Origin of the sequence: Streptomyces sp. NBC_01506 (genome assembly GCF_045040295.1) — a bacterium.
Classification (GTDB): Bacteria; Actinomycetota; Actinomycetes; order Streptomycetales; family Streptomycetaceae; genus Streptomyces.
The window spans coordinates 3,299,639-3,315,397 of record NZ_CP109422.1 but is presented as its reverse complement, the minus strand read 5'-3'; the positions used below and the strand labels follow the sequence as shown (position 1 = coordinate 3,315,397).

General features: G+C 67.7%; 15 protein-coding genes. 5 read left to right on the top strand and 10 right to left on the bottom strand.

Annotation, left to right across the window (positions count from 1 at the left end; translation table 11 throughout):
• Positions 1-24 precede the first annotated feature (24 nt).
• From OG329_RS14285 to OG329_RS14270, 4 genes are all read left to right on the top strand, one after another.
• Positions 25-1,350 carry a DUF6716 putative glycosyltransferase gene (locus tag OG329_RS14285; RefSeq protein WP_405795408.1) on the top strand — a complete coding sequence of 442 codons (1,326 nt, stop codon included), beginning with the start codon at positions 25-27 and terminating at the stop codon, positions 1,348-1,350.
• A gap of 332 nt (positions 1,351-1,682) precedes the next feature.
• Entirely contained in the window at positions 1,683-2,903 is a 1,221-nt protein-coding gene (locus OG329_RS14280; protein WP_405795407.1) for a cytidylyltransferase domain-containing protein, read from the top strand.
• Between the two features lie 12 nt (positions 2,904-2,915).
• Positions 2,916-3,845 (top strand): N-acetylneuraminate synthase family protein, encoded by a 930-nt coding sequence (locus OG329_RS14275; protein WP_405795406.1) that lies wholly within the window; start codon positions 2,916-2,918, stop codon positions 3,843-3,845.
• 5 nt (positions 3,846-3,850) lie between these two features.
• Positions 3,851-4,921: a hypothetical protein gene (locus OG329_RS14270; RefSeq protein WP_405795405.1), complete on the top strand. Its 1,071-nt coding sequence runs from the start codon at positions 3,851-3,853 to the stop codon at positions 4,919-4,921.
• A 28-nt stretch (positions 4,922-4,949) separates the two neighbouring features.
• On the opposite strand, the gene OG329_RS14265 is transcribed toward OG329_RS14270, so the two are convergent.
• From OG329_RS14265 to OG329_RS14220, 10 genes are all read right to left on the bottom strand, one after another.
• A complete protein-coding gene (locus OG329_RS14265; protein ID WP_405795404.1) occupies positions 4,950-5,612 on the bottom strand; it encodes a hypothetical protein in 663 nt (220 codons plus the stop codon).
• A 31-nt stretch (positions 5,613-5,643) separates the two neighbouring features.
• Positions 5,644-6,318, bottom strand: a complete 675-nt coding sequence (locus OG329_RS14260) for a hypothetical protein (protein WP_405795402.1) — start codon at positions 6,316-6,318, stop codon at positions 5,644-5,646.
• A gap of 23 nt (positions 6,319-6,341) precedes the next feature.
• Positions 6,342-6,875 (bottom strand): hypothetical protein, encoded by a 534-nt coding sequence (locus OG329_RS14255; protein WP_405795401.1) that lies wholly within the window; start codon positions 6,873-6,875, stop codon positions 6,342-6,344.
• A gap of 308 nt (positions 6,876-7,183) precedes the next feature.
• Positions 7,184-7,849 (bottom strand): hypothetical protein, encoded by a 666-nt coding sequence (locus tag OG329_RS14250; RefSeq protein WP_405795399.1) that lies wholly within the window; start codon positions 7,847-7,849, stop codon positions 7,184-7,186.
• A gap of 308 nt (positions 7,850-8,157) precedes the next feature.
• Entirely contained in the window at positions 8,158-8,808 is a 651-nt protein-coding gene (locus OG329_RS14245) for a hypothetical protein (protein WP_405795398.1), read from the bottom strand.
• On the bottom strand, positions 8,808-9,995 hold the full coding sequence (locus OG329_RS14240; RefSeq protein ID WP_405795397.1) for a hypothetical protein: 1,188 nt from the start codon (positions 9,993-9,995) through the stop codon (positions 8,808-8,810). Before OG329_RS14240 ends, OG329_RS14245 begins: the two co-directional genes overlap by 1 nt.
• Positions 9,996-10,142: 147 nt before the next feature.
• Positions 10,143-10,670, bottom strand: coding sequence for a hypothetical protein (locus OG329_RS14235; RefSeq protein ID WP_405795396.1), 528 nt, complete (start codon positions 10,668-10,670; stop codon positions 10,143-10,145).
• Between the two features lie 173 nt (positions 10,671-10,843).
• The gene (locus tag OG329_RS14230; protein WP_405795394.1) at positions 10,844-11,377 is read right to left on the bottom strand and encodes a hypothetical protein; all 534 of its coding nucleotides are present in this window, start codon (positions 11,375-11,377) and stop codon (positions 10,844-10,846) included.
• The gene (locus OG329_RS14225) at positions 11,374-13,668 is read right to left on the bottom strand and encodes a hypothetical protein (RefSeq protein ID WP_405795393.1); all 2,295 of its coding nucleotides are present in this window, start codon (positions 13,666-13,668) and stop codon (positions 11,374-11,376) included. The genes OG329_RS14230 and OG329_RS14225 overlap by 4 nt, the downstream gene beginning before the upstream one ends.
• A gap of 11 nt (positions 13,669-13,679) precedes the next feature.
• Positions 13,680-14,150 carry a hypothetical protein gene (locus tag OG329_RS14220; RefSeq protein ID WP_405795392.1) on the bottom strand — a complete coding sequence of 157 codons (471 nt, stop codon included), beginning with the start codon at positions 14,148-14,150 and terminating at the stop codon, positions 13,680-13,682.
• A gap of 326 nt (positions 14,151-14,476) precedes the next feature.
• On the opposite strand from OG329_RS14220, the gene OG329_RS14215 reads away from it, so the two are divergent.
• On the top strand, positions 14,477-15,727 hold the full coding sequence (locus OG329_RS14215; protein ID WP_405801831.1) for an amidohydrolase: 1,251 nt from the start codon (positions 14,477-14,479) through the stop codon (positions 15,725-15,727).
• Positions 15,728-15,759: the final 32 nt, after the last annotated feature.

The following is a 15,759-nucleotide window of genomic DNA, read 5'->3' as shown; positions in this document are numbered from 1 at the left end:
CAATGGCTTTCTAACGTCCAACACGTGCCATCACGTACCAGCAAAGCGCTACGGGTCGCCGTGCTCGCCGACTCCGACACACGGTGGAAGTGGGGCGCGCTGACCGCGCGCCGCATCGCACCCGACGACCGCGCCATCGAGCTCAGCGGCTTCCTGCTGCGCGGACGAGCGACGCCCACCGCCCGCCAGCTCGAGGAGGTGGGGGCCGAGGCCGACGCGCTGCGCGAGATGACCGGCACCGAGTTCCTGGACGTGCTGCGCGAGGAGACGTACGACGTCGTCGTCCTGGCCCTCGTCGGCGGAGCCGTACAGGCCATGCTGCACGGGATATCCGCGCTGGGCCTGCCCGACCGGCCCGCCCTGGTCACCGGCTACGTCGGTGTCGTCTACGAGAAGCTGTCCGACGGACTCCTGCTGCGCCACGGCGCGGACATCGTCCTCGCCAACTCCCGCCACGACGCGCAGCGTTTCCGCGCCGTGTACGAGGGGGTGGGCGCCGGGTCCGACTCGGTGACCGAGGCGGCGCTGCCCTTCCTCGGCGGCGCGCGGTACGTCCCCGAGGAGGGCCGGGACACGGTCGTCTTCGCGGCCCAGCCGTCCGTCCCGCTGACCCGCGCCGACCGCGCGTACCTGCTGCGGCGACTGGTCGAACACGCGCGTCTGCACCCGCGCCGCGAGGTCCTGCTCAAGCTGCGCAGCCGCGTGGGGGAGCAGACCACGCACGTCGAGGAGTTCCCGTACCAGCGCCTCGCCGAGAAGCTGCCCGGCGGTCTGCCGCCCAACTTCCGCCTGGTGTACGGGAACATGGGCGAGGTCCTGGACGGCACCGACCTGCTGGTCACCGTCTCGTCGACGGCGGCGCTGGAGTCCTTGCACCGCCGGATCCCCACCGCGATCCTCACCGACCTCGGGATCCGCGAACCCCTCGGCAACCACCACTTCATCGGCTCCGGCTGCCTCGCCTCCTGGGACCAGCTCGACGGCGGGCAGCGGCCGAAGGCCGACCCCGTCTGGGCGGACCGGCAGGGCGTCGCCGCGGACGGCAGTTACGCCTCCGCGTTCGACGCGGCCCGCGAGCGCGTCGCGAAGCTGCTGGCCGAGGGTGAACTGCCGCCGATCACCCCGTACTACACGGCGACCACCGCGCCCGGCTATCTGCCCGGCCTGCTCGCCCGCTACCACCTGGCCCCGGACGGCACCCCGCTGACGGCGTCGAACCGCACCGCGAACGGCGGCGCGACGGGCGTACGGCGCGTGGTGCGCGACACGGTCCGCGCGGCGGCCCGCGGCGCCTACCGCCACGGCGTCCAGCGCGTGGCCCCGGTCATCCGCCGGATGGGCGAGCTGTGACGGGGCGCCGGGAGACCGCGGGCGCGGCGCCGACCGCTGCTGTGGCCGGAACCACTCCACCCCGTCCGGCGATTGAGGACGAACCGGCCCACCGGACCGACCCGGTCAGCGCCAGCGGCGACGCACGGGCGTCGGCGACCGGCGCGTCCGGGGGCGCCGCGCCCGCGCCCCCCACCCCAACTCCCGCTCCCGCGCCGCGCGTCAGCCGTCGGCCGCTGCCGGCCGATGTGCTCGCCGGTTACGGCTGGTCGGGCTGGTCCGCGCAGAACGAGCAAGCGCAGAACCCGGCCACCCTGAACCAGCAATACGCAGTGAACCAAGGAGCCCCGTCCATGACCGCCGTCCTCGCAGTGATCCCCGCCCGCGGCGGATCCAAGGGCGTCCCCGCCAAGAACCTCGCCCAGGTCGGCGGTGTCCCCCTCGTCGTACGGGCCGTCCGCGCCTGCCGGGCCGCCCGCCGGGTGACCGACGTCGTCGTCTCCACGGACGACGCGGCCATCGCCGACGCCGCCCGCGCCGCCGGGGCCGAGGTCGTCCTGCGACCGGCCGCCATCGCCGGCGACACCGCGACCAGCGAGGCCGCCGTCCTGCACGCGATGGACGCCTACGGCGCGATGCGCGGCGCCTCGCACCGTACGGACGTGGTGCTGCTCGTGCAGTGCACCAGCCCCTTCATCACCCCCGGCGACCTCGACGGCGTCGTGGCCGCCGTCACGGACGGCGGCGCCGACAGCGCGCTGACCGTCGCCCCGACCCACGGCTTCATCTGGCGCTCGGAGAGCGACGGATTCGGCGTCAACCACGACAAGTCGAACCGGCCCCGCAGGCAGGACCGCCCCCAGGAGTTCCTGGAGACCGGCGCCGCCTACGCGATGCGCGCCGAAGGCTTCCGCGAGGCCGGGCACCGATTCTTCGGACGTACCGAACTGGTCTCGACCGACCCCGAGCGCGTGCTGGAGATCGACGACCCGCACGACCTTCAGCGCGCCCGCGCACTCGCGCCGCTCCTGGACACCACCGCGCTCCCCGGCCGCGCCGACATCGACGCGGTCGTCCTCGACTTCGACGGCACCCAGACGGACGACCGGGTGCTCGTCGACTCGGAGGGCAAGGAGACCGTCGCCGTACACCGCGGTGACGGCCTCGGTATCGCCGCCCTCCGCCGCGCCGGCGTGGAACTGCTCATCCTGTCCACCGAGCAGAACCCGGTCGTCGCCGCACGCGCCCGCAAGCTGCGCGTGCCGGTGCTCCACGGCATCGACCGCAAGGACCTCGCACTGAAGCAGTGGTGCGACGAGCACGGGATCACACCCGAGCGGGTGATGTACGTCGGCAACGACGTCAACGACCTCCCGTGCTTCGCGCTCGCCGGCTGGCCGGTGGCCGTCGCGAGTGCCCACGACGCCGTACGCGCGGCGGCGCGTGCCGTCACCGAAACACCCGGCGGCGCCGGGGCGATCCGCGAGATCGCCACCTGGCTCCTCGGCCCCGGTCTCGACGTCAACACCCCCGCAGCCCCCCATGGCACCACCGCCGACATCACGACCAAGTAAGGAATCCCCCTCATGAGCACCAACTCCCGCCTGCGCACCCTCGGCACCCGTACCGCGGGTCCCGGCCGCCCCGTCTACGTGACCGGCGAGATCGGCATCAACCACAACGGCGACATCGACAACGCGCTCGCGCTGATCGACGCCGCCGCCGAGGCCGGCTGCGACGCCGTCAAGTTCCAGAAGCGCACCCCGGAGATCTGCACCCCGCGCGACCAGTGGGACATCGAGCGGGACACCCCCTGGGGCCGGATGACGTACATCGACTACCGCCACCGCGTCGAGTTCGGCGAGGACGAGTACCGCACGATCGACGAGCACTGCAAGAAGCGCGGCATCGACTGGTTCGCCTCCCCGTGGGACACCGAGGCCGTCGCCTTCCTGGAGAAGTTCGACGTGCCCGCGCACAAGGTCGCCTCCGCGTCCCTCACCGACGACGAGCTGCTGCGCGCCCTGCGCGCCACCGGCCGCACCGTCATCCTCTCCACCGGCATGTCGACGCCGAAGCAGATCCGGCACGCGGTCGAGGTGCTGGGCAGCGAGAACATCCTTCTGTGCCACGCCACTTCGACGTACCCGGCCAAGGCCGAGGAGCTGAACCTGCGGGTCATCAACACCCTCCAGGCCGAGTTCCCGAACGTGCCGATCGGCTACAGCGGCCACGAGACCGGTCTCCAGACCACCCTCGCCGCCGTCGCGCTCGGCGCCGCGTTCGTCGAGCGTCACATCACGCTCGACCGCGCCATGTGGGGCTCCGACCAGGCCGCCTCCGTCGAGCCGGGGGGCCTCACCCGCCTCGTACGCGACATCCGCACCATCGAGGCGTCCCTCGGTGACGGCGTCAAGAAGGTGTACGAGTCGGAGCTCGGCCCGATGAAGAAGCTCCGCCGCGTCACCGGTGTCGTCGCCGAGGCCGCGGACGGCGCCCAGCCCGTGGCGGTCTGACAGCCATGAGCCGTCCCTCCGGGGCGCGCACCGCGTCGCCCAGCGCCATCGCATTCGTGGAGAGCCCGGTCCAACTCCTGAACGTGCTGGAGTGGGCGCGCGCGAGCGCGACCGGTGCGGAACTGACCGTGGTCGTCCTGTCGCCGACCGACCCCATGTCGCGCGGCCAGCTCCGGCGGATGGCCGAGCTGGCCCGCGACGCGGGCTTCACCGTGCGCTGGCAGGAGGCGCGCGGCGGCGCGAGCGCGCCGCTGCGGACGATACGGGAGCTGGCTCCGCTGCTGCGCAAGGCGGAGCGGATCGTGATCGGGGACCCGTTCTCCCGTTACGTACAGCTTCTGCTGACCCTCGTCAGCAGCAAGGAGCTGACCGTCGTGGACGACGGGACGGCGACGATGGAGTTCATCGCGCAACTCGTCCACGGCGAACCGCTGGTGCGCTGGCACCGGCGCGGCGGCAGACGCGGCCCGCGCGAGCTGGCGCTCGCGCCGGTCTCCGCCGTCGCGCGGCGCCGGCTGACACCGTCGCGCACCCGCGGCGTCGAGGTCTTCACCTCGATGCCCGTGGACGCGCCGGAGGGCATCACGGTCACGGCCAACACCTTCGAGTGGACCAAGGCCACCTTCGGGCCGCCCCGGATCACCAAGGGCGCCGACATGGTGGGCACCTCGCTCGTAGAGACGGGCGTGGTCGACCTGGAGCAGTACGTGACGGCGGTCGCCTCGCTGGCCCGCACCCACGGCGCGACGCGCTACTTCGCGCACCGCAGGGAGAGCGTGGAGAAGCTGCACCGGCTCGCCACGGAGACGGGCCTGGAGATCGTACGCCCGGACCTGCCACTGGAGCTGATCGCCCGTCGCGGCCCGATCGGTTCGACGGTGCTGAGCTTCCCCTCGACGGTCGTCCACACCCTGCCGCTCGCGCTGGCCGGCACGGGCGTGCGGGTGGCGGTCTGGGACATCGCCCCGGAATGGCTGAAGGCCAACGCCTCCCCGCGCGCCCAGGGCTTCCTGTCGGGCGTCACGGGAACGGCGAAGGACGTTCACCGGCTCCCGAGGCTGCCCGCCTCCGCGTAAGGGGGCGGGCAGCCGCCCCGTCGTGTGGCTACGGGGCCGGGATGAGCGACGGCTTGGGTTTCAGCCCGCCGTTGTTCTCGCAGCCGAGTTCCTTGGCCATGGCCTGGGCGAAGGAGTGGGCGAGGGTGACGTAGGCGTTCTTCAGCGGGCGCACGTCGCCTTCGGGCTCGGTGGGCCTGCGGGCTTCGACCCAGACACTGATGTAGTCGGGTCGCGCGAGCGGATGCTCCTTGTGTGAGCAGGGGAAAGTGACGTAGGCGGTGTCGTGAGCGGCGCCGGCTCTTTCCCCCATGGGCAGGATGGTGAACTTCGGGGCGGCGGGTTCTCCGCTCCAGGGCATATTGCTCAGGTCCCATGTAACGCGCAGTTCATCGACAGGGGCCTCGGGGTAGAGCCGGCAGATGTCTCCTCTCCCGGAGGCGGCGGGCACGGCCTCGCGGGTCAACACCTCGGCCGCGTCGGCGACGGTGGAATACGTCCCGGAGGCTGCGAAGCGAGTCTCGCCTGTGATCACTTCGAGTGCTTTTGCCGCGTCCTTGGTCACTGCCCCGCCGCCGCAGAGTTTGTCGGCCGTCACGTAGTCGTCGACCGCCTTCCCGTCGTCGCTATCGCCGCAACCCGCGGCCAGGAACGCCAGGGAGCCGGCCACGGCCGCGCACAGGAGCCTGTGAGTCCTCGTGCGGGTGGTCACGATCAGTTTCCTTCTGATTGTTGGTGTTGGCCTATGAGGCCGGGATCAGGGTGGGCTTGGGTTTCAGTCCGGCGTTGTTGTCGCAGTTCAGTTCCTTTGCCAGGGCCAGGGCGAAGGAGTGGGCGACGGTTGCGTAGGCGTTTTCGAGGGCCCGCTCGTTCTCGTCCGGCACGGTGACTTTGGTGTCCTCCACCCAGGTGCTGACGTGGTCGGGTGCAGTGTTGGGCCGGTCTTTGTGGCCGCAGGCGAAGGTGACGTATGCGGCGTCATGGGCGGTGGCGGCTTCTTCCCCCATGGTGAGGAGGGTGAACTTCGAGGCGGCGATACCCCTTGGCGCGCTGCCGCTCATCTCCCACGTGACGCGCAGGCCGTCGTCGTACGAACCAATGTTCGGGTAGATCCGGCAGATGTCCCCCTTGCCCTGGGAGGTGGACACCGCGGTACGGGTCAGCTCCCTGGCCGCGGCGCCGACGGTGAGTTCCTTTCCGGAATCCTGGAACCGGGTGTCCCCGGTGATCACTTCGAGGGCCTCCGCCCCGCTCTTGTTCACGGCTCCGCCGCCGCACAGCTTGTCGGCCGTCATGGAGACATCGGGCGCCTTGTCGTTACCGTCTTCCTCCCCGCTGCATCCCGCGACAGCGAGCATCAGGGATCCGGCCAGGGTCGCGCAGAGGAGCCCGTACGTCCTCCTGCGGGTGGTCACCATCAGGGTCCTTCGACTCTCGCGCACTAAGTGGAATCCTCACAGGGGAGCGTCTTGGCCAGAGCCTCGCCGTAGGGGGCGATGAATTTCTTCAGGGCTTCTACGCTCGCTTTGCTGCCGGTTCGCACCCTTTCCTCGGCAACGGCTGAATATGCCTGCCATGTCGCATTATCGCAAGGGAATGTGGTCGCTACTATCGTTCCCCACGAGGCGATGCTGCCGTTCGCAGATGTCTGAAATTCGCCGCCGCCCGCCACATGATCCTCACCGGCCTCGAGAGCAGTGAAGCCTGCCTCCCGCCACTCGCCATTTACAGTCAGTGACACATCGCCGTCGACTGTCACGGTGCAGAGCCGGCGTTGAACCTCGTTCTCGTAACCGCTTTCCTGCACGCTGATCTCCTCCCCTGAAGGCAGGAGCGGCTCGAGAAGCTCCGGCTCGACGGGGACCCCGCAAAGCGAGGCGGGGACGGCGTAGTCCTTCTTCTCGCCCCCGCCGCAACCAGAAAGCCCGATGGACAGTACGAGCGCAACGGCTGCCAGAACCGCGGACGGCCTCATGAGGCATCACTGGCACGCTGCCAACCGGCTCCCGCGTCATGGCTGTTGCCGGCTTCGGTCTTCGCGGCTGTCAGTAGATCAGGGATGGTGTCGGGATGGACGCTGCTATTCATCAGAGCCCGGTTGACAGCCGCACCGGCGGATTTTCTGTCGGCGCCTCCGACTTCTGGCCGCTCCCAGTCGTCCCACGCCATCTATGAGGCCCTTCCCCCGAACGCGCCCTCAAGTTACTCCCGTTGAATCCCTCTGGCTCAACTTAGCAATCGGGGAAGGGCAGTTACAACGTGCCTCGGCGGATGGCCGAGCTGTTACGAGGCCGGGATCAGGGAGGGCTTGGGTTTGAGTCCGGCGTTGTTGTCGCAGTTCAGTTCCTTTGCCAGGGCCAGGGCGAAGGAGTGGGCGACGGTTGCGTAGGCGTTCTTCAGCGGGCGCTCGTCGCCTTCAGGCGTGGTGGGCGTGCCTGTGGCTTCGACCTCGGCGCTGATGTAGTCGGGCGAGGAGCCGGGCTGGTCCTTGTGTCCGCAGGCGAAGGTGACGTAAGCCTTGTCGTGAGCGGCGCCGGCTTCCTCCCCCATGGGGAGAACGGTGAATTGTGGGTGGGGAGGTCCCTTCCGAATGATGTTGTCCAACTCCCACCGCACGCGAAGCTCGTTGACAGGGGCATCGGGGTAGATGCGACAGATGTCTTCGCGTTCGTAGTCGGAGGTCATGGCCTCGCGGGTCAACTCTACGGCCGCGTCGGCGACGGTGGAATACGTCCCGGAGGCTGCGAAGCGAGTCTCGCCTGTGATCACTTCGAGTGCTTTCGCCGCATCCTTGGTCACTGCCCGTCCGCCGCAGAGTTTGTCGGCCGTCACGTAGACGTCAGCCGGCTTCCCGTCGGGGTCGTCGCTGCAACCCATGGCAAGAAACGTCATAGAGCCGGCCACGGCCGCGCACAGGAGGCTGTGCGTCCTCGTGCGGGTGGTCACCATCAGGTTCCTTGTGCGTGTTGGTGTTGGCCTATGAGGCCGGTATCAGGGTGGGCTTGGGTTTCAGTCCGGCGTTGTCGTCGCGGTCCAGTTCCTTTGCCAGGGCCTGGGCGAAGGAGTGGACTGCGGCGATCGAGGCCGCTGGACATGTCATCGGAGACGTGGTCGGCGGTACGGGGCGAGGCCGGGGCTCTGAGGTGCTGGAGGGGCAACCGTGGCCCTGCGGTCGCTTTGCGACGAATTGGCGTCGGGCCGGAGAGTGCGGCCGTCAGACATCGCCTCACCCGTGCACACCTACTCCCGCTCACCGGTTACGTGGCCGCAGGCACTACGGAGGGAATGACGGGAGGCGTTGTGCACCCCATCTCTTCCGTCACCGACTGAGCGAACGCCCTCAGCAACTCCCACCGGAGTTCCGCTCCGAGGCTCGCACCCGACACGTCGAACTGGAGCGGCAGATCGGACGACTGCGACGCAGATGCTCCGTGCACCGCGCATGCCGCGAGCAACTGCATTCGGGCCGGCCCAGGCTCCGGTGCCACATACACCAATTTGTTCACCTGACGCCACGTCCGGCTGTTCTTCGGATCATCCAGCAACCCGAGTGAGAGAACGGACCACTTCACCGTTACATCAACGGTGCCGCTGATTTGGTCTCCCTCGAACGCATCCATTCGGCAACCGGTGTAGGAGTTGTGCAGCAGATCCGACTTCTGCCACTGCTTCGCCTCCCGTACTAGACCGTCCACCAGTACATCCGCCTGAGGTGTTCCGCTCACCTCGACATCGCTTCCGCTCATCGTCTTGACGGCCGCCTCCACGTTCCCGGCACCGAGCAACGACTTGCACCGCCCTAGTTCCGGGGATTCTGCGCGGTCCTCGCCCCCGGAACATCCCGAAAGAAGACCGCCGATGACCAGAACCGCGATGGCGGTGAGTCGGTTCGGGTTGCGCAGCATCATCACTTGACCCTCCCCTGTTCGCTGGCCGCAGTTTTGCCGTTCCCGTAATAGGTCTCGATATCCAAGGCAAGCTGCTGCTTATCGCGTCCCGACATGCCGACCTCGTCCGCGTAGTTGAGCAGGGGGGTAACAGCGCCTTGCTCCCCTACAGCCTTGAACTTGTCAATCCCTGTCAGGGCGTCGTCATTGTTCTCAAATTCGCGCTGCTTCAGGTAGTCCATCGTCTCGCCGGCGTATCCGGTGTCAATTGCCGCAGTCGCGGTATCCATGACGAGAGGAACTGCCGTAGCGGCTACTACGCCTGCAGCGGGACCCAGGACTACCGCAGTACCGACACCCACCACAGCACCTACGCCTGAACTGACCCCGAATTTTCTCCACTCGGCGTCCTTTTCCATCTCAAGTATTTTGGCATCCTCTTCGCCCTTGAACTGTTGATGGATTCCGTCAATGCGCGATTCGTCGAGGATCCCATGCACCTTTGCCCCGTTGGATCCGAAGATCAATGCGGAATCCTGGTGCTCGGATCCGAATGCCTTCAGCCCGCTCGCCTCGTAGACCTGTTGTGCTGATGACAACGACTTCCAGCCCTCTTCATCGGCTGCCACCACACCCATGAACCGGCGACTCGCGGCTTCGCCGAAGTCGGTCCGCTCGGAACCATCACTGCTGTTTGCAGACAGCGAGTCACGCCCGAGTTCGTCGCCGACCGACCCGAAGTTGTACGTGGAGTAGTTCAGGTCGTCGATATATGCGGCACCCATACGCCCCAGGTTGTCCTTCAGCGCTTCGTGCCGGCCCAGCAGACTCGAATCCGAACCGTAACTGTCGATGACTTCCTTCATGATGCCCGCCGTGACCTCGTCCCGTTTCAGGGTGGGCGAGGGATCGTCCCAGGCGTGTCCGGTGGTCGCTGCCTCCAGGGCCTTCCCGAGCGCGTCAGGCATGTACCTCATGGACTTCTCCTGGTCGTCGCGGTCATGACCCACGATGTCGAAGAACGGGTCGCAGCCCTCGTTCTGGAAGAAGTCCAGGTAATTGGTGATCGTCTCCCCGTCCTTGTTCTTGCCCAGGTCGGCGCCGCTGCCCTTCGGGGTGCCGTCTTCGTTACAGGCGGTGGGATCAGCGGGGAAGAACTCCTTCGCGGCCTCCGGACTGTGCCCCAGGGCTTCCATCATGATGATCACCGGGTCATAGCCCGAACCGTTGACACCCGAGGGGTTCAGCGGATTCTCGGGCCCGCCGGGCAGCCCCCCCCAGGAGCCTGTGCGTCCTCGTGCGGGTGGTCACGATCAGGTTCCTTCCGCGTGGTTGGTGTTGGTGTTGGTCAAGGGCTACGACGCCGGGATCAGGGAGGGCTTGGGTTTGAGTCCGGCGTTGTTGTCGCAGTCCAGTTCCTTTGCCATGGCCAGGGCGAAGGAGTGGGCGAGGGTGGCGTAGGCGTTCTTGAGGGGTCGCACATCCTCCTCGGCCTCCGTGGGCACTGCCCGTGATTGCGCCCAGACACTGACATGGTCGGGGAATGCGCGAGGCTCGTCCTTCGGCGAGCAAGGGAACGTCACGAACGCGGAGTCGTGAGCCGCACCGGCTTTCTCGCCCATGGGAAGCCTGGTGAACTTCGGGGCGGTGTCTTCCTTCGGAGGGGTGCTGCTCAGTCTCCAGACGACGCGAATCTCAGCGGCCGGGCCACCGGATTCGGGACGCGGAAAAATGCTGCAGACATCTCCGGTTCCGGAGCTCACGGGTGCGGCCTCGCGGGTCAACTCCCCGGCTGCGGCGGCGACAGCGGAGTCCCCGCCGGTGGGAGCGAACAAGGTCGCACCGGTGATGACTTCGAGTGCTCCGACCGCGTCCTTGTTCACGGCTCCCACGGCGCACAGTTTGTCGGCCGACACGGACGCGTCGGCCGCGTTCGTGTCGTCGGATCCGCCGCACCCCACGGCCCCGAATCCCAGGGAACCGGCCACGGCCGCGCACAGGAGCCTGTGCGTCCTCGTGCGGGTGGTCACGATCAGTGTCCTTCGGCTCTCGCGCACTAAGCGGAATCCTCACAGGGGAGTGTCTTGGCCAGAGCCTCGCCGTACGGGGTGATGAAGGTCTCCAGGGCTTTGACGTTCGCCTCGCGGTCGTCCCGCTCGACCACCTCGACGGCAGCCGAGTAGGCCCCCCAGTCCTCGCTGCGGCACGGGAAGGCCGTCGCTGCTCCCCGGTTCCACGAGTAGACCTTGCCGTTCTCCGCTGTACCGAATGAGCCGCCGCCGACCACCTTGTCCTCGGCGGCTTGGAGAGCGGTGAAGCCTGCCTCCCGCCACTCGCCATACACAGTCAGCCACACGTCTCCGTCGACTCTTGCGACGCAAGCCGTGCGAGGGACGCCCTTCGCATATGGGTCGTTCCGCACCTCAATCTTCTTACCTGGAGGCAAGAGCGGTTCAAGGAGTTCCTGATCAACCGAGACCCCGCAGAGCGAGGTGGGGATCGCGTACTCCTTCTTCGCTCCTTCGCCGCAGCCGCTGAGCCCGATGGACAGTGCGACCGCCAGCGTCGCCAGTCCTGCCCGCCGCATCATGACGGATCACTGGTGCGCTGCCAACCCGCCCCTGAGTCATGGCTGTTGCCGGACTCCGTCCGCGCGGCCGTGCGCAGGTCGTTGTAGGTGTCCGGATGTATGTCGCTGTTCATCAATGCCCGATTGACGGCTTCCTCAGAGGAACGGATGATTGCTTCACGGCCACCGGAGTACGACTCTCCCGCTTCCTTCGCGGCGTCCGCAGTGGAATCCTGCGCAATGCTCTTCAACACGCTTGCCGTGATGTCCTCGTTGGCCCAGCCGACAACCACGCCCGCGATGGGCACACGCTCTCCCACCGCCTCCCCTCCCATGCCGACGATTCGGTTCACCCACTTCGCGTTGTCCGCCGCCGCTTCGTTGAACTCCGCGTCCGCTGCGGAGTGGTAGTCGATGACGGCATCGGCGCGGGATTCGCTCATGATGCCCGCGATGACAGCGCCCGGGGCCACGGCCCCGCGCACGCGGCCGTCAATGGAAGCCTCCGACTGGGTTGGCGCATTGATGGCTGAGTCCACCTGCTGGGAGGTGTACGCCTGCTGGGCACTCGTGATGGCCGCGTACGCGTCCGGATCCTGGCCGACGACGGCGAGGAATGATCGAGCCTGTTCCATCCGGAGGTCTGCAGGAGATCCGAATGTGGGGAAATCATCACCCGACTCCGCGTACACCACGCGTTGGAAGTCGCCCATGTATTCGGCGGTGATGTTGCCCAGGCTGTCCCGCATCGCATAGAGCGGGCCGGTATCCTCGTTTTCGAGATCGCCATTCTCATTGCGCTGAAGCAGTTCCGGATTCTCGCCGAAGAGCTCCACGATCCTCGATGTGAGCTCTGCTGCCTTCTCCGAGTGCGGGACGGCGTCAGCGCTGTCGTCGCTTCCGTACGGACGTCCCGTCGTGGCCGCCTCCAACGCGTGGCCCAGCGCGTTCGGGCCGTTGTTCATGGCGTCCAGGGAATTCTTCTCGTCCGCCAGCTTGTTGGCGGCGTTCGTGTCCATGTTCCACTGGAAGTCCTTCTCGGCGAACTTGTCCAAGTAACTGGAGAAGTCCGTCGAGCTGTTCTTGTCGACCGTGCCGTCCTCGTTGTACTTGGTCGGTACATCCGAGAAGAACTTCTCCGAAGCCTCCGGACTGTGTCCCAGCGCCTCAAGGACGCTGGTCAACGGGTCATTCCCGGAGCCCAGTTTCCCTGACGGATTGAAGCCGTAGATGTCTTCGTCGTCCGCGGCCCTGGTCTCTGTGAACCGGTTCGGATCGTCGAGATGCAACTGAGTTACGTGCTCGGCGATCGGGTTGATGAATTCCGGGTCGTAGTCTCCATAGCGAAGGAGTCCGCCGAGCACCTGGTAACCGAGCGGAGAGTGGAATTCCCCCGAACTGAGCTCGATGCGCTCCGTGCCGAGTTTGCGGAATTCGTCACCCCAACTCGCCGGCAGGTGAGACTTGTTGTCGGAGTCAGTGGCGGTGGCCAGTGACGCACCCATGGTGCGTTGCAGCTCCTGGGTGAGAGCCAGGCGTGCCTTGTCGTCCCCGGCCGTGCCGTCCCGCGACATGCGCCCGTAGAACTCAAGTGTCTCTTGTGGACCGCCCAGCCCCTTGTAGAAGCCCGTCGCGAAATCCGGGTCCTTGGCGTTGTACTTCATGATCGCGTTGAACTCGGCGAGCTGCGTGTCGGTCATCTTCGGCCCCAGCGCCGCGAGCTGCAACTGTCGCTCCACCTGGGCGTCGTCCAGGGAGCCGTAGTTCGCGTGCCCGAAGTTGTACGCGTCGTTGCCATGGGCCTTGCCGAGTGCCCGGCTCACCGAGCCGTCGATCTCCGTGGCTTGCGCGAGCAGACCGGCGATCCGGTCTGCGAGCGCCTGCGCCGCCTCGCGCTGGTCCGGCGTCCGCTCGGTGGTGTCACCCCGGACATGGGGGAAGACCCAATGGACCGACCCACCGCCGGAGTCCTCGATCCTGACCCCCATTGCGGGGGCGTCCACCTCGACAGCGGTCTTCATGCTCTTCTGGATCTTGAGGAGTTCCGCATGAGCGTCGGAGAGGAGCTTCCAGATGCTCTCGGCCTGCGCGTGAGCGTCGGTGAACTCCTTCGCCGTCTTCTTGACGAAGCCCCGGGTCACGGTCGCGTTGGCCCCGCTCCAGCGGGCGGAGTCCGACTTCGCGAGCAGGCCGGATGTGGCGTTTCCCGCGAGCGTCTTGAGACTGGCGACGGCCTTCTCCCAGTCAGAAACGGCTGTTCCGAGCTTGCCGAGGTCTACCTCGGCCACATCAGTCAAGGTGAGACTGGCCACCGTCGCGCCCCTTACTTGAAATAGGTGTCGAGTCGTGACACGGGCAGGGCGGTGCCGTCGCGGCCGCGGATCGATGCCTCGATGGCGGCGTCGTCCTTGGCGTGGGACGCCTTGGAGTAGTCCAGGTGGTTGGAGATGTGGGCGCACGCTTGAAGCAGCGACTTTTGCTGGCTGGTCCAGGTCGAGACCGTCGTCTCCAGAGCGGATCCCAGAGCGAAGTTATGGATCTTGAGGGACGCGGCGGCCTGCATGCTCGAGCCCGAGCCACTCTTGTCCGCGCCGGCGCCGGCGATGTCCACCTGCTTGCCCAGGTCGCGATGGAGGACGAAGGCATCGTGGCCCACGGCTCCCAGATCGTCCTGGTTGACCACCAGATCGCTCTCGCTGCCGCCAGGTGCCCCGGGAGCCTGATTGAGTCTCATCTCGGTGGACTGCCTGCCGGCCGCGTCCGACTTCAGCCGTTCCCACTCGTCCCACGCCATTTGTGGGGTCCTTCCCCGAACGCGCCCTCAAGGGAATCCTTTTGAATCCCTTCGGCCCAACTTACCAACCGTAGAAGGGCAGTTACAACGCGTTCCGTTCGTGGCGGTGGCGGCGAGTCGCCGGCAGCCGCATGTCCACAGCGGCCCGTCGCCGCCCGGGGCCCGTGCGCCGGGGCCATAGCGGGAGGAGCCGGACGGGTATACCCGCTGCGGCGGGGCGGCATGCCAGCCGGGACCGGGTTTCTTCCACTGAGTGGCTGAAGTTTTGTTGATCGTCGGGCAGCAGCCCCCTCCGGGGGCCTACGATGCAACAGGTGAACCAGTTGATGTCCCGCGAGTCCGAAACCGACCTCTCCGGTGAGCCCAGCGCGGCCCCGCTGCCCGGCACGCTGCCCGAGGCGCTGCGTACCGAGCTGATCGCGTTCCGTCGCGACATGCACATGCACCCGGAGCTGGGCAACCAGGAGTTCCGTACCACCACCGCGCTCAAGCACCGCCTGGAGCGGGCCGGGCTCGTACCGCAGGTGCTGAGCACCGGAACCGGGCTCATCTGTGACATCGGTACGCGCGACGGTACGTCCGCGGCCTCCGGCGTACGCCCCATGCTCGCCCTGCGCGCGGACATCGACGCACTGCCCATCCCGGACACCAAGACCGGCGTCGCCTACCGCTCCACCGTCCCCGACCGCGCGCACGCCTGCGGCCATGACGTCCACACCACCGCCGTCCTCGGCGCCGGTCTGGTCCTGGCCCAGCTCGACCGTGAGGGTCTGCTGCCCCATCCGGTGCGGCTGATCTTCCAGCCCGCCGAGGAGGTGCTGCCCGGAGGCGCGCTCGACGCGATCGGGGCCGGGGTCCTGGAGGGCGTCGGCCGGATCATCGCGGTGCACTGCGACCCGCGCGTCGACGTCGGCACCATCGGGCTGCGCACCGGCCCGATCACCTCCGCCTGCGACCGGCTGGAAGTCACCCTCGACGGCCCCGGCGGCCACACCGCCCGCCCGCATCTGACCACCGACCTGGTCACCGCCGCCGCGAAGGTCGCCACCGAGGTGCCCGCGCTGCTGGCCCGCCGCGTCGACGCCCGGTCCGGGCTCGCGCTCACCTGGGGCCGTATCGCCGCCGGCCACGCCTGCAACGTCATTCCGCAGCACGCCGAGCTGTCCGGCACCGTCCGCTGCCTGGATCTGAAGTCGTGGCGCGAGGCGCCGGACCTGGTGCACGCCGCGATCGACGAGATCTCCGCGCTCTACCACGCCAAGTCGCAGATCAACTACGTCCGCGGGGTCCCGCCGGTCGTCAACGACCTGATGATGGCCGAGCTGCTGCGTGACGCCCAGACCGCCCGCCGGGGCGCGCAGTCGATCGAGGACACCGAGCAGAGCCTCGGCGGCGAGGACTTCTCCTGGTATCTGGAGGAGGTGCCCGGCGCGATGGCGCGGCTCGGCGTACGGACTCCGGGTGACACTGCGCGGCGCGATCTGCACCGGGGGGATTTCGACGCGGACGAACGGGCGATTCAGGTCGGGGTGGAGCTTTTCACCGCCGCCGCACTCATCGACGGCGACCGTTCGTAACCGGCCGTGCCCTTTCCCGTAATCGGCCCTCA